This window comes from Streptomyces sp. NPDC054757 (genome assembly GCF_053612185.1).
This window is the reverse complement of sequence record NZ_JBSHBW010000015.1, coordinates 80522-93201: the sequence shown is the minus strand read 5'-3', so window position 1 is coordinate 93201 and position 12680 is coordinate 80522. Positions and strand designations below refer to the sequence as shown.

Genomic DNA, 12680 nt, shown 5'->3' with positions numbered 1-12680 from the left:
GATGACCGCCGCAAACACAAAGGCGCAGATATCCCCCCTTCCGGCGAATCGGCGACAACGCCGGAGTGCGGCCCCGCCGGGCGGATCATGCTGCTCGGCATGGACCGATCGACGCGGACGCTCGTTCCGCTCACCGGCCGGCTGCTGGCAGTGGCGGGCCTCCTCTGGCTCCCGCTGATACCTGCGCCCGCGGCAGCCTCCGACTGCTCGTACGCCTACATCTCCCAGTCGGGCCAGGCCGGTTCGGGAAGAGCCGTGGCCATCGGCGGGAGCAGCAGCTGCACGGCCGAGCACACCCACAAGCCGAAACCCCCGCCACCGCCGCCACCGAAGCCCCGGCCGAAACCGCCACCGCCTCCACCGCCGCCTCCACCGCGGCCCGTGTACCACCCGCCGCCCGTCCGGCACCGCGCCCCGCCGCCTCCGGCCCCTGTCGCACGGCCGAAGCCGCCCGCGCCGCCGAAGCCCTCGGCGCGCCCGCGGCCGCCCTCACCCAGGCCCGTCGCCCTCCCGGCGTACAAGGCTCCGGTGCGCAAGAAGCCGCACACCGGACCGCCCATCGTCACGCTGATGCTTCTGGTGACGGCTCCGGCCGTCTTCGCCGTGGCCGTTCTGCGCCCGCGATCCTCCCGCTGATCCGCCCGTTGACCGACGGAGACACCCGTGTCGGAATGGCTTGTTCTCACCATCGCGATGGCGGCCGCCTGTGCCGTCGTCCTGACCATCACCCTGCTCAGCAACCGCCGGATCGCCGAGGACGACGATCCCTCGCAGACACCGGACGTCATCGAGTACATGACGATGATGATCGGCGTGATCTACGCGATCGTGCTGGGTCTGGCCATCGCAGGCGTCTGGGAGGGCCGCGGCGCCGCCCAGGAATCCGTACGCATGGAGGCCCAGGCCCTGCACGAGGTGGACGCCCGCTCGGCCGTCTATCCCCCCTCCGTCCACCAGCGCATCCACTCCGATGTGGAGACCTATGTCAGCTATGTACTGGACACCGAGTGGAAACACATGGGCGAGCACGGCGATCTCACCGATCGTGGAGCGCAACTTCTCGGCCAGGTACGCCGGGACGTCAGCGACTACAAACCGGCCAACGATCACGAGGGCGAGGCGTACCAGCCGCTGGTCGACCAGGTGTCGGCGGCCGACGACGCCCGCAGTTCGCGTGCGCAGAACGCGCAGGCGACGATGCCGGGGGTGGTCTGGTTCGGCCTGATCGTCGGTGCGGTGATCACCGTCGGGCTGATCTTCACCCTCCAGATCCGGCGCTCCCCGAAGGAACTGCTGCTCGCCGGGCTCTTCAGCGCGCTGATCGCCTTTCTGCTCTTCCTGATCTGGGACTTCGACGCTCCCTTCGGCAGGGGAGTCATCTCCGCCACCGCGGGACCGTTCCTCGACCTCTTCCCGCACGCCACCAAATAGGAGTCCGAACGCCGGAGCGATAACCTCTCGGCGTGACAGATCAGCAGCCTCACCAGTTCGAACGCGGTACGGACGGCCCCAAGGTCATCGTGGTCGGAATCGACGGATCGGAGCCGTCGCTACGGGCCGCCTCGTACGCCGGGGGGCTCGCCCGGCGGCAGAACGCCCTGCTCGCCATCGTGTACGTCCAGCCGGTGCTCTCCGCCGGGGTCTCGCTCGGGGCCCCGGTCGGGGACACCACCGGGGAGATCGCCGAGGGGCTGGTCGCCGAGATCCGGGCCGCGACCGAGCGGGTCAAGGAGATATTCGCCGTGCGCTGGGAGTTCCACACCTTCCGCGGCGACCCGTACAACGGCCTGGTCACGGCGGCCGACGAGCTGAAGGCGGACGCCGTGGTGGTCGGAGCCTCCGAGTCGGCCGGCCACCGGATCGTGGGTTCGGTCGCCGTCCGGCTGGTCAAGGCAGGCCGCTGGCCGGTCACCGTCGTTCCGTAGCGGCAGCCACAGGCCGCCCGAGGGCCCCGGCGCTCAGGAGCCGGCCGCACGACGACCGCTCACCGTGCCGTTCGTCGCACGGTTCAACCGCTCGCCGCAGAGCCGTGCCGGGCCGCTGTCCCTTCCGGCCGTGCTGCGCTCGGATACGACGGTGACCTCCACACGGACTTGCCGCGGAACGGACGAGCGGGACCTCCGCGAACTCCAGCGCGCCCACGGCGGTGCGCTGCTGCGGTTCCTGCTGCGTCTGACGTACGGAGACCGGCAGCGGGCCGAGGACCTGGCGCAGGAGACCCTGGTACGCGCCTGGCAGCACCCCGAGGCGTTCGAGGGACCGTACGAGTCGATACGGCCCTGGCTGTTCACGGTGGGCAGGCGGCTCGCCATCGACGCCCGCAGGTCCCGGCTGGCACGTCCGGCCGAGGTGAGCGACCGCCTGCTGGAGTCCACCGCGGCCCATGGCGACCCCGCCGAGCGGTCGGCCGCCGCCCTCGATGTCCGTGAGGCGGTACGGACGCTGAGCCCGGAGCACCGGGCGGTACTGGTGCAGCTCTACTTCCGCGGACTGAGTGTGCACGAGGCCGCTTCGGCGCTCGGCGTACCGGCCGGCACCGTCAAGTCCCGTTCGCACTACGCCCTGCGCGCCCTGGGCCGCAGCCTGCCGGGCTATCCGGACGGAAGCCGCTGATCCTCACGGCGGCGGCGCGTCCCGCCCCGCGCCGCGCCGCCCGGTGAATCCTGGCTTTATGGCAACGGCGGGCGCCCGGCACGGGTTCAATGCTCCGTGGAGCGCCGGACGGCGCGCCTGCCGATGTGCCGGGCAACGGGCCGGCCGAGTCAGGGAAGAGGCGAGACGGGATGCGTCCCGAGGGCACCAACGGGACCAGCGGTCACGAACTGCTGGTCCCGATGGACTGGATGTACGCCGAGTACATCGCGGATGAACTGCTGCGCACCGGCGATCTCATGCCGCCGACGACGATCGAGTACCAGGCGGGACGGGACGCGCTGGCCCTGACCGTCTTCCTCTCCGACGGCGCGGTCGGCGGGGCGCGGACGGTGGCACGGCTCGACGAGTGGCTGTCGCTCACCTCGTACGACGCCCGGTGGCGGGAGTGGGTGTGCGGCCGCATCGCGGCGCTGGTCGCGGACGGTTGCGGGGGCCCCGATCTGCCGCTGGCCCTGGCGGCCTGGCGGTGGCTGGAGGACACCGAACTGTTCGCCGCGGACCTCGACGCGGTCGCACCGGGAGCCGTGGCCGGCCAGGACGAAGAACCCCGGGTGTGGACCCCGGCCTGGCGGCTCGGGCTGCCGCTGGGCCATCTGGCGATCCACCTGTTCTGAGGGGTCCGCCCCATGCGGTCCGCGGTGCTCTTCGTTGCCGGTCCACCGGCCGGCCCGGCGAACGGCGTGCCTACGGCCGGCCTGTGCGGTCCGGTTGCTCAGGGCCAAGGCTGTCCGATGCGGGCTCGACCAGCACGCACCGTGTACCGGAGTAGATCGTCGGCATGCAGCGGTTGCAGTGGATGCACAGCGACTTCGTGGCCCGGTCCTGCTCGATCCGCCGGATCAGGTCCGGCTCGCGCAGCAGTGCACGGCCCATCGCCACGAACTCGAAGCCCTCGGCCATCGCCAGGTCCATGGTGTCCCGGTTGGTGATGCCACCGAGCAGGATCAGCGGGAGTTCCAGCGCGGCGCGGAACTGCCGCGCCGACTCCAGCAGGAACGCCTCCCGGTACGGATAGCCGACGAGGAACTTCTTCCCGATGAGCTGTACGCCCAGCCGCTGCGGCTGCGGGAACGCCGCGGCGAACTCGGGGATCGGCGCGTCTCCGCGGAAGAGGTACATCGGGTTCATCAGCGAGCTGCCCGCGGTCAGCTCCAACGCGTCGAGCGTGCCGTCCTCCTGGAGCCACTCGGCGACCTGGATGCTCTCGTCCAGCCAGAAGCCGCCGGGCACACCGTCGTCCATGTTGAGCTTGGCGGTGACCGCGAGGCGGTCGCCGACCGCTTCGCGCACCGCGCGGACCACACCGCGTGCGACCCTCGCCCGGTTGACGAGGCTGCCGCCGTACCGGTCCCGGCGCTTGTTGATCTTCGGGCTCAGGAACGAGCTGGCGAAGTAGTTGTGTCCGAGGTGGATCTCCACCGCGTCGAAGCCCGATTCGACGGCGATCCGCCCGGCCTCGCCGTGTGCGCGGGTGATCCGCTCGATGTCCGCGTCGGTCGCGGCCCTCGCCATCCTCATGCTGACCGGGTTGAACAGGCGTCCGGGCGCGAGCGCGGGCCGCCCGTTGGATTTCGCGTCGGCGACCGGCCCGGCGTGGCCGATCTGGGCCGAGACCGCCGCGCCCTCGGCGTGCACGGCGTCGGTCAGACGGCGCAGGCCCGGTATCGCATCGGGGCGCATCCAGATCTGGCGGCGCTCGGTGCGCCCCTCGGGCGCGACCGCCAGGTACGCGACGGTGGTCATCCCCACGCCGCCGGCGGCGGGCCGCCGGTGGTACTCGATGAGCCGGTCGCTGACGAGGGCGTCAGGTGTGGCCCCCTCGAACGTGGCTGCCTTGATGATCCGGTTGCGCAGGGTGAGGGGGCCGAGCTTCGCCGGGGCGAGGACGTCAGGGTGGTCACGGGATGTCGGGACAGTCATGAGTCATCCTTCGTACGCTTGCGTGGAAGGGGCGTCGAGACCTGCCGTCACGAAGGCGATCACCGTGGCGGGCAGAGGGGCCGGGGTCGCGCCGAGCCTTCCGGCGTCGGCCAGGGGTTCCCCGTACAGCTGGAGCAGCAGGTCGAAGGCCAGGCACCAGCGGTCCTGGACCTCCTGCGCCGTCAGGTCCGGGCGGGCGGCGGACAGCAGCTCGCACCAGGGGTCGTGGCGGAACCACGGCTCGTCCCAGCGCAGGTCCCGGTTGCGGAAGACCACACGGGCCAGCAGGTGCAGCAGCATGCGCCCGCCGGGGCGGGCCGCGAGCTCGTCCAGGGGCCGGACGACCACATCGACGATCTCGGCCGCACCAGGGGTCCAGCCTGCTTGGCGACGCTGCGTCAGCCCGGTCAGGCGGCCCGCCCAGAGCGGGCCCAGCCGGCTCTGCAGCAGCGCTACGACCAAGCCCTCCTTGGAGCCGAAGTGGTAGTGGACCGCTGCGGGGTTCATCCCCGCGGCGGCGTTGACGGCGCGTGCCGAGACACGCTCATATCCGTGTTCCAGGAAGAGCCGTTCGGCCGCGTCGAGGAGTCGGGCCCGGGTGGTGTCGGTGGCCATGGCACGACATCACAGCACAGCGCACCACACTTTTCAATCACTGATTGAAAAGAACCCGTATCCCGTTCACCGCACGCGAAGCCGCCGCCCCGGGGGTTCCCGGTGGGTCATGAACCGTGCACGCCCGCACGGTATTTCGGGATGCGCAGGGTCACCTTCATGCCCGCGCCGCGCGCCGTCTCGATCACCAGGCCGTAGCCGTCCCCGTACACCTGGCGCAGCCGTTCGTCCACGTTGAGCAGCCCGATTCCGGAGGAGGTCCCGGCCTCACCGCGCAGAATCCGGCGCAGCAGCTCCGGTTCCATGCCGACGCCGTTGTCCTCGACCACCACCTCGGCCTCGGCGCCCGCGTCGAGGGCGCTGATGGTGATGCGGCTCTGTCCGGCTTCCCCCTCGATGCCGTGCTTGACGGCGTTCTCGACGAGCGGCTGCAGACAGAGGAAGGGCAGCGCCACCGGCAGCACCTCCGGCGCGACCTGGAGCGTGACGCCGAGCCGGTCGCCGAAGCGGGCGCGCACCAGGGCCAGATACTGGTCGATGGAATGCAGTTCGTCGGCGAGCGTGGTGAAGTCTCCGTGGCTGCGGAAGGAGTAGCGGGTGAAGTCGGCGAACTCAAGCAGCAGTTCGCGGGCGCGTTCGGGGTCGGTACGGACGAACGAGGCGATGGCCGCCAGCGAGTTGAAGATGAAGTGCGGGGAGATCTGCGCCCGCAGCGCCTTGATCTCGGCCTCGATCAACTGCGTACGTGAGCGGTCGAGTTCGGCGAGTTCCAGCTGTACGGAGACCCAGCGGGCCACCTCCCCGGCCGCGCGGGCGAGCACCGCGGACTCGCGCGGAGCATAGGCGACGAGCGCCCCGAGCACCCGGCCGTCGACGGTCAGCGGGACGGCCACGGCCCAGCGCAGCGGGCAGCCCGGATCGCCGCAGCCGCTGCTGAACGCCTGGTCCCTGCCGGTGTCCAGGAGGGTGCTGAGCTGTTCCATGGCGGGGGCCCGGTGGTGCTCCCCGATGCCGTCCCAGGCGAGGACGCGCTCGTCGTCGGTGAGGCAGAGTGCGTCGGTGCCGAGCAGCGAGCGCAGCCGGCGTGCGGCCTTGCGTGCGCTCTCCCCGGTGAGTCCGGCCCGCAGCGGCGGCGCGGCGAGCGAAGCGGCGTGCAGCGTCTCGAACGTGGCGTGCTCGACCGGGGTCCCGACGCCGCTGCCGCGCGCGGGGCGGGTGCGCCGCCCCAGCAGGAACCCGCCCGCGAGCAGCAGCGGTCCGAGCACGATCAGCGCGGCCGTCGCGGCCCCGCTCACCGGCCGCCGCCCCGGGCGGCGGCCAGCGCCTCCGGCAGGTGGAAGCGGGCCATGGCGGCGCTGGTGCCGGGCGGAATACGGCCCGGGGTGGCCAGCGAGACCAGGATCATCGCGAGGAAGCCCACCGGTACGGACCACACGGCGGGCCAGGCGAGCAGGGTGTGCGCCCAGCCGGGCCGTACGCCCCCGCCCATCGTCACCGACACGGCGATCAGCGCGGAGCCACCGCCGAGCAGCAGCCCCGCGACGGCGCCCGGCGGGGTGAGACGGCGCCACCAGATGCCCAGGACCAGCAGGGGGCAGAAGGACGAGGCGGAGACCGCGAAGGCCATGCCGACGGCGTCGGCCACCGGCACACCGCTGACCAGCAGCGCGCCACCGAGTGGTATGCCCATGGCCAGCACCGTGGCGAGGCGGAAGTGGCGTATGCCGCGGGCTCCTTGGGTGAGGACCCCGGCGACGGCCATGGTCAGCCCCGACGCGGTGGAGAGGAACGCGGCGAAGGCACCGCCCGCGACGAGCGCGCCGAGCAGTGCGCCGCCGCTGCCGCCGATCACCCGGCCGGGCAGCAGCAGCACGGCGGCGTCGGCGTCACCGCCGAGGGACAGCTCCGACGCGTAGAGCCGCCCCAGCGCCCCGTACACCGGCGGGAGCAGATAGAAGACGCCGATCATGGCCAGGACCACCACGGTGGTACGGCGGGCGGTGCGGCCGTCCGGGCTGGTGTAGAAGCGAACGACGACATGGGGCAGGCCCATGGTGCCGAGGAAGGTCGCGACGATCAGCCCGTAGGTCGCGTACAGCGGGTGGCCCGCCCGGTCGAGGCCCGCAGCGGCTGCCAGTTGGGGGCCTGCGGCCGGCATCCGGGGCCGGCCGTCGCCCTGCCAGGCGAGCACCAGGAAGAGCGCCGGGACCAGCAGGGCGGTCAGCTTGAGCCAGTACTGGAACGCCTGGACGAAGGTGATGCTGCGCATTCCGCCCGCGGCGACCGAGAGCACGACGACCGCGGCGACGATCACCGGGCCCAGCCAGCCGGGCGCGCCGGTGAGGATCTCCAGGGTGAGCCCGGCGCCCTGGAGCTGGGGTACCAGATAGAGCCACCCCGCTCCGGTGACGAGGACCCCGACGAGCCCGCGTACCTGCCGTGACTCCAGGCGCCCCTCGGCGAAGTCGGGCAGGGTGTAGGCGCCCGAGCGGCGCAGCGGTGCGGCGATGAGCACCAGCAGGACGAGATATCCGGCGGTGTAGCCGACCGGGTACCAGAGCATGCCGGGGCCGTGGACGAGGACGAGTCCGGCGATCCCGAGGAAGGAGGCGGCGGAGAGGTACTCACCGCTGATCGCCGCGGCGTTGAGCCGTGGGCCCGCGGTGCGCGACGCCACATAGAAGTCGGAGGTCGTACGGGAGATCCGCAGGCCGAAGCCTCCGACCAGGACCGTGGCGAGGACGACGGCGGCCACCGCCACCACGGCGTACGTCCGGCTCACCGCGCGGGTCGGCCTTCCACGAGCCGGGCGAAGTCCCGTTCGTTGCGCTCCGCGCGGCGGATGTACCACCAGGCGACGGCCACCAGGACCGGATAGGCGCCGAGGCCCAGGACGATCCAGACGGCCAGGTCGCTGCGGAGCGCGGCGAAGGCCAGCGGCAAGGTGCCGGCCAGCAGCGCCACCAGGCCGAAGGCACCCAGCCCGGCCCGCAGCTGACCGCGCATCAGGGAGCGGACATAGGCGTCGCCCAGCGCGGTCTGCCCGTCGAGTGCCGCGGCGGGCGCGGACAGCGGTTCCGATGGCACCCTGCGGCGGGGCAGCGGCCGCACCCGCCGGGACTCGCCCGTCACGGTCTCGCGTCGGGGTGGCGGCTCAGCGGACATGGCGCGGAGTGTACGCAGCGGGGCGAACGGCCGGGAGGCAAACGGAGAAGGAGTACGCGTTAAGGGGGCAGCGGCCGGGTGCCGGCGGCCCCGGGTTCAGCAGACCCGGGTCAGCGGCCGGGGCGGCGCATGAGGCGGTCGCGGAGCGCCCTGGCATGGCGCCGGCTCACCTGGAGTTCGGCCGTGCCGATCCGTACGCTCATGGAGCCCGCCTCCAGGCGCAGTTCGTCGATCCGGTCCAGTGCGACGAGGCGGCTGCGGTGGATCCGGACGAAGCCGCGAGCGCGCCAGCGCTCCTCCAGGGCGGAGAGCGGGACGCGGACGAGATGGCTGCCGTCGGGGGTGTGCAGCCGCACGTAGTCCCCGTGGGCCTCGGCATAGGTGATGTCGGAGACGTCGACGAAGCGGACGACTCCGCCTAGTTCGACCGGGATCTGGTCGGCCGTGTCCAGGACCGGGGCCGCCCGGTCGGCGACGAGTTCGGCGGCCCTGCGCACGGCCTCGGCGAGGCGTTCCCTGCGCACCGGTTTCAGGACGTAGTCGACGGCCTTGAGGTCGAACGCCTGCAGCGCGAAGCCCTCGTGCGCGGTGACGAAGACGACCAGCGGGGGCCGGGCGAACCCCGCGAGAAGCTGGGCGATGTCGAGACCGGTGAGCCCGGCCATGTGGATGTCGAGGAAGACGACATCGACGGTGGCCGTTCCCCCGGCCCCGGTGCCGAGGGCGCCGCCGATCCGGCGCAGCGCCTCGGTGGCGCTCGGCGCGCCCTCCGCACTGCTGACCCGGGGGTCGCTGCGGAGCAGATACAGAAGCTCCTCAAGGGCGGGCTCCTCGTCGTCCACGGCCAGTACGCGCAGCATGGCCCGGAGTGTACGGCCCGGGGCGTGGCCCACGGCCCGCGAAGGGCCGGCCGGAGCGTCCCCAATGGGCTCTGTTGCAGAGGGCGTTGAGATCGTGCTGTTGATCAGGGCGTGGCGATTCCGTAGACCCGAGCCGCAGTCCCCCCGAACACCTCGGCGCGCTCGGCTTCGCTCAGACCGTCGGTCAACCGGTGTGCGGCGTCGGCGACTTGGGCGTAGGAGGCATGGAGGGTGCAGACCGGCCAGTCCGATCCGAACATCAGCCGGCCGGGGCCGAAGGCGTCGAACACCGTATCGGCGTACGGACGGAGCCCGTCCACCGTCCAGTCCGGGCCCGCCTCGGCAGCCATCCCGGAGAGTTTGCAGACGGTGTTGGGCCGGGCGGCCAGGGCGCGCACATCGGATGCCCAGGGCTGGAGCGTCCCGTCGGCGATGGGCGGCTTGCCCAGATGGTCGAGTACGAAGGTGAGTTCCGGCAGCTGCGCGGCGACAGCGGCGGCGACCGGGAGCTGGTGGTCGAGGAGGATCAGGTCGTACGCCAGTCCGGCCCCCGCGACGGCGGCGAGACCGCGCCGGACATCGGGGCGCAGCAGCCAGCCGGGGTCCGGCTCGCCCTGCACCTGGTGCCGGATGCCGACCAGATGCTCCCCGCCCGGCAGTTCACGCAGCGCGGCGAGAGTGTCGGCGATCGCGGGATCGGTGAGGTCGGTCCAGCCGACCACGCCCGCGACCAGGCCGCTCCGCCCGGCCAGGGCCAGGAACTCCGGGGTCTCTTCGGCGACCGTGACGGTCTGTACGAGGACGGTGGCCGCCACACCCGCCTGCCGTGCCTGCGGTGCGAGTTCTTCGAGTGCGAAGTTCCTTCGCAGCGGGGCCAGTCCGGGCCCGGTGATCCAGTCCTGGTCGCGTACGGAGAGGTCCCACACATGGTGGTGGGCGTCGATGATCCGCATCGGCTCTCAGCCCTCCCGCAGTGCGGCGAGCTCGTCCCAGAGCGCCTCCGGTATGCCGGTTTCCAGCATCTCGGCGGCGTCCCGCACCTCGGCCGCCGAGCGGGTGCCGACGAGCACGCTCGCCACCGCCGGGTGACGCCGGGGGAACTGGAGGGCGGCGGCCCGCAGCGGGACCCCGTACCGTTCGCAGACGGCTTTCATCCGCAGGGCGCGGTCGAGGACGCCGGCGGGCGCCGCTCCGTAGTCGTACGGGGCGCCCGGCCTGGGGTCGGCCAGCAGGCCGGAGTTGAAGACGCCTCCGACGACGACGCTCCTGCCGCGGGCCTGCGCCTCGGGCAGCAGAGTATCCAGGGCCGACTGGTCGAGCAGGGTGCAGCGTCCGGCGCAGAGCACCACGTCGGCGTCGGTGTCGCGCAGGAAGCGGGTGAGCATCGCCGTCTGGTTCATCCCGGCGCCGATGGCGCCGACCACCCCGTCCGCGCGCAGCTGCTCCAGGGCGGGGTAGGCGTACCGGAAGGCGTCCTCGGCGTGGTCGTCCGGATCGTGCAGATAGGCGATGTCGATCCGGTCGGTGCCGAGCCTGACCAGGCTCTCCTCGATACTGCGCCGCACCCCGTCCGCGCTGAAGTCCCAGACCCGGTGGCGGTCGGCGGGGACCGCGAACCCGTTGGAGAGGTCGTCGCCCTCCCCTGGACCTGGCTTCAGCAGACGTCCTACCTTGGTCGACACCACGTACGCGGCACGGGGCCGTTCACGCAGTGCGTCGCCGAGCCGCTCCTCGGAGAGTCCGAGCCCGTAGTGCGGCGCGGTGTCGAAGTACCGGATGCCCGCGTCCCAGGCGGCGTCGACGGCCTTTCGGGCGTCCGCCGGGTCCACCGGGGTGAAGAGATTGCCGATCCCGGCCGCCCCGAAGGACAGTTCGGTGATGCCGACCGTGCCGTTTCCGATCTTGTTGCGCCGCATCACACGAATATTCATCGGATCACTTCAGGGCGTCAACACCCTTGCATGATCTCTCCTCCACAAACTCCTGCTCCGCGAACCTCTCGTCCGCGACCCCCTCCCCAGAGATTCTCCCCTCCGCCGCTCTCTCCTCCGTGATGTCCAGCAGAGCGGACAGCTCGTCGGAGAAGCACTGGGCGAGCCGCCCCGCGTCCGGCACCGCCTTCCCGTCCGCGACCAGCCCGACGTGGATCCGCCCGCCGTAGGCCGAGAGTGCGACGGCGAGGGACTGCCCGTGCGCGAGCGGCGCCAGCGGGTAGAGCTCCCGGAGCGGACAGCCGCCGAGCGAGAGCGTCGAGCGAGGCAGCGGCACACTGGTGACCAGGACGTCGAAGAGCATCCGGGCCGCGCTCCCGGCCAGTTGGGCGCCCACCCGGTGGGCGAGCGGCGGGAGCCGGTCCGCGAGTACGGCCACCGCGCCGGGCCCGCGCGCGGGCCCGGCCGCCTTGTTGCGGTCCATGGCCGCACGGACGCGGCCGACCCGCCGCCAGGGATCGGGTTCGGAGACCGGCAGGCCGAGCAGATACGCGGACAGCCTGTTCGCCGAGCCGGGCGGGGAGCCGGGGCGGCGACGGGACACCGGCACCAGGGCCCGCGGATCGGCGGCCGGCAGCCGCTCCCCGCGCTCCAGCATCCAGCGGCGCAGCCCGCCCGCGACCACCGCGAGCAGCACGTCGTTGGCGGTGCCGCCCGCCTCCCGGCGCACCCGCAGCACCTCGTCCTGGTCGAGCACGGCGGTGGCCAGCCGCCGGGTGCCGCTGGAGCTGGCAGCCAGCGCGGACCCGGCCCACAGGTCGATGCGGCTGGCCCGCATGACGGAGGCGCCGATCCCCACGGCCCGGCCCAGCTCCTCGATCCGCTCCCTGGCGAACCCCGCGAACTGCCCGGGGCCCGGCAGCCAGGAGCGCGGCGGTACGGGTCGCGTCCTTCTGCCCTCCGCGCCGCGCCCGTCCGCGATCTGGTCGAAGATCCCGGCACCGATCGCCACCGCCCGCATCCCGTCGGCCAGCGCGTGGTGGAGTTTGACCAGGACCGCGAAGGGGCCGCCGGACCGCCCGGTCAGCACGTACATCTCCCAGGGCGGGCGCCCGCGCTCCAGCGGCCGCTCCATCAGCTCCCCCGCGAGGCCGTTCGCCCCGGCGGCGAAGTCCCCTTCGGGCAGTACGACATGGCGCAGATGGCGGCATACGTCGAAGTGTCTGTCCTCGGACCAGGCGGCGCCGCCGAGGGGCAGCAGCACGGGGCGTACAGACATCCGCAGCCCGGGGATGGCGGCGGCGCGCTCCGCCAGCAACTCCATGACGTCGCCGGGGGCGGGCCCCGGGCCGGTACCGGGCCCGAAGACCGCGAGCGCCCCCAGATGCATGGGGTGCTCCGCGGATTCGAGGTGCCAGAACGCGAGATCAAGCGGGGCCAGCGGCTCGGAGCTCAACAGATCCTCGATGTCGTCGTCGGGAGCCGGTGCCGCGATGCCATGGGCGGACACCCGGGATGCAGCAGTCAAGCTCCA

14 protein-coding genes are annotated in these 12680 nt (G+C 72.4%); 5 read left to right on the top strand and 9 right to left on the bottom strand.

Annotated elements, in window-relative coordinates; genetic code table 11:
- Positions 1-99 precede the first annotated feature (99 nt).
- The 5 genes from ACWGKJ_RS19245 (at position 100) to ACWGKJ_RS19225 (ending at position 3269) form a co-directional block, all read left to right on the top strand.
- Positions 100-636: a hypothetical protein gene (locus ACWGKJ_RS19245; RefSeq protein WP_385022121.1), complete on the top strand. Its 537-nt coding sequence runs from the start codon at positions 100-102 to the stop codon at positions 634-636.
- A 27-nt stretch (positions 637-663) separates the two neighbouring features.
- The gene (locus ACWGKJ_RS19240) at positions 664-1431 is read left to right on the top strand and encodes a bestrophin-like domain (protein WP_385022118.1); all 768 of its coding nucleotides are present in this window, start codon (positions 664-666) and stop codon (positions 1429-1431) included.
- A 32-nt stretch (positions 1432-1463) separates the two neighbouring features.
- Entirely contained in the window at positions 1464-1925 is a 462-nt protein-coding gene (locus ACWGKJ_RS19235; RefSeq protein WP_385022115.1) for a universal stress protein, read from the top strand.
- A gap of 151 nt (positions 1926-2076) precedes the next feature.
- Positions 2077-2613, top strand: coding sequence for a sigma-70 family RNA polymerase sigma factor (locus ACWGKJ_RS19230; protein WP_385022112.1), 537 nt, complete (start codon positions 2077-2079; stop codon positions 2611-2613).
- A gap of 170 nt (positions 2614-2783) precedes the next feature.
- Positions 2784-3269: a hypothetical protein gene (locus ACWGKJ_RS19225; protein ID WP_385022110.1), complete on the top strand. Its 486-nt coding sequence runs from the start codon at positions 2784-2786 to the stop codon at positions 3267-3269.
- A gap of 70 nt (positions 3270-3339) precedes the next feature.
- On the opposite strand, the gene ACWGKJ_RS19220 is transcribed toward ACWGKJ_RS19225, so the two are convergent.
- The 9 genes from ACWGKJ_RS19220 to ACWGKJ_RS19180 all read right to left on the bottom strand — a co-directional run bounded on the left by ACWGKJ_RS19220 (position 3340) and on the right by ACWGKJ_RS19180 (position 12602).
- Positions 3340-4575, bottom strand: coding sequence for an NADH:flavin oxidoreductase (locus tag ACWGKJ_RS19220; RefSeq protein WP_385022107.1), 1236 nt, complete (start codon positions 4573-4575; stop codon positions 3340-3342).
- A 3-nt stretch (positions 4576-4578) separates the two neighbouring features.
- Entirely contained in the window at positions 4579-5190 is a 612-nt protein-coding gene (locus ACWGKJ_RS19215) for a TetR/AcrR family transcriptional regulator (protein ID WP_385022104.1), read from the bottom strand.
- A gap of 107 nt (positions 5191-5297) precedes the next feature.
- The gene (locus ACWGKJ_RS19210) at positions 5298-6485 is read right to left on the bottom strand and encodes a histidine kinase (protein ID WP_385022100.1); all 1188 of its coding nucleotides are present in this window, start codon (positions 6483-6485) and stop codon (positions 5298-5300) included.
- Positions 6482-7972, bottom strand: a complete 1491-nt coding sequence (locus ACWGKJ_RS19205; RefSeq protein WP_385022097.1) for a sodium/solute symporter — start codon at positions 7970-7972, stop codon at positions 6482-6484. The genes ACWGKJ_RS19210 and ACWGKJ_RS19205 overlap by 4 nt, the downstream gene beginning before the upstream one ends.
- Positions 7969-8355, bottom strand: coding sequence for a hypothetical protein (locus tag ACWGKJ_RS19200; RefSeq protein WP_385022094.1), 387 nt, complete (start codon positions 8353-8355; stop codon positions 7969-7971). Before ACWGKJ_RS19200 ends, ACWGKJ_RS19205 begins: the two co-directional genes overlap by 4 nt.
- A 110-nt stretch (positions 8356-8465) precedes the next feature.
- Positions 8466-9215 (bottom strand): LytR/AlgR family response regulator transcription factor, encoded by a 750-nt coding sequence (locus ACWGKJ_RS19195; protein ID WP_385022091.1) that lies wholly within the window; start codon positions 9213-9215, stop codon positions 8466-8468.
- Between the two features lie 104 nt (positions 9216-9319).
- On the bottom strand, positions 9320-10168 hold the full coding sequence (locus tag ACWGKJ_RS19190; protein WP_385022088.1) for an amidohydrolase family protein: 849 nt from the start codon (positions 10166-10168) through the stop codon (positions 9320-9322).
- A 6-nt stretch (positions 10169-10174) separates the two neighbouring features.
- On the bottom strand, positions 10175-11131 hold the full coding sequence (locus ACWGKJ_RS19185) for an aldo/keto reductase (RefSeq protein WP_385022173.1): 957 nt from the start codon (positions 11129-11131) through the stop codon (positions 10175-10177).
- Between the two features lie 19 nt (positions 11132-11150).
- Entirely contained in the window at positions 11151-12602 is a 1452-nt protein-coding gene (locus tag ACWGKJ_RS19180; protein WP_385022170.1) for a wax ester/triacylglycerol synthase family O-acyltransferase, read from the bottom strand.
- Between the last annotated feature and the right edge of the window lie 78 nt (positions 12603-12680).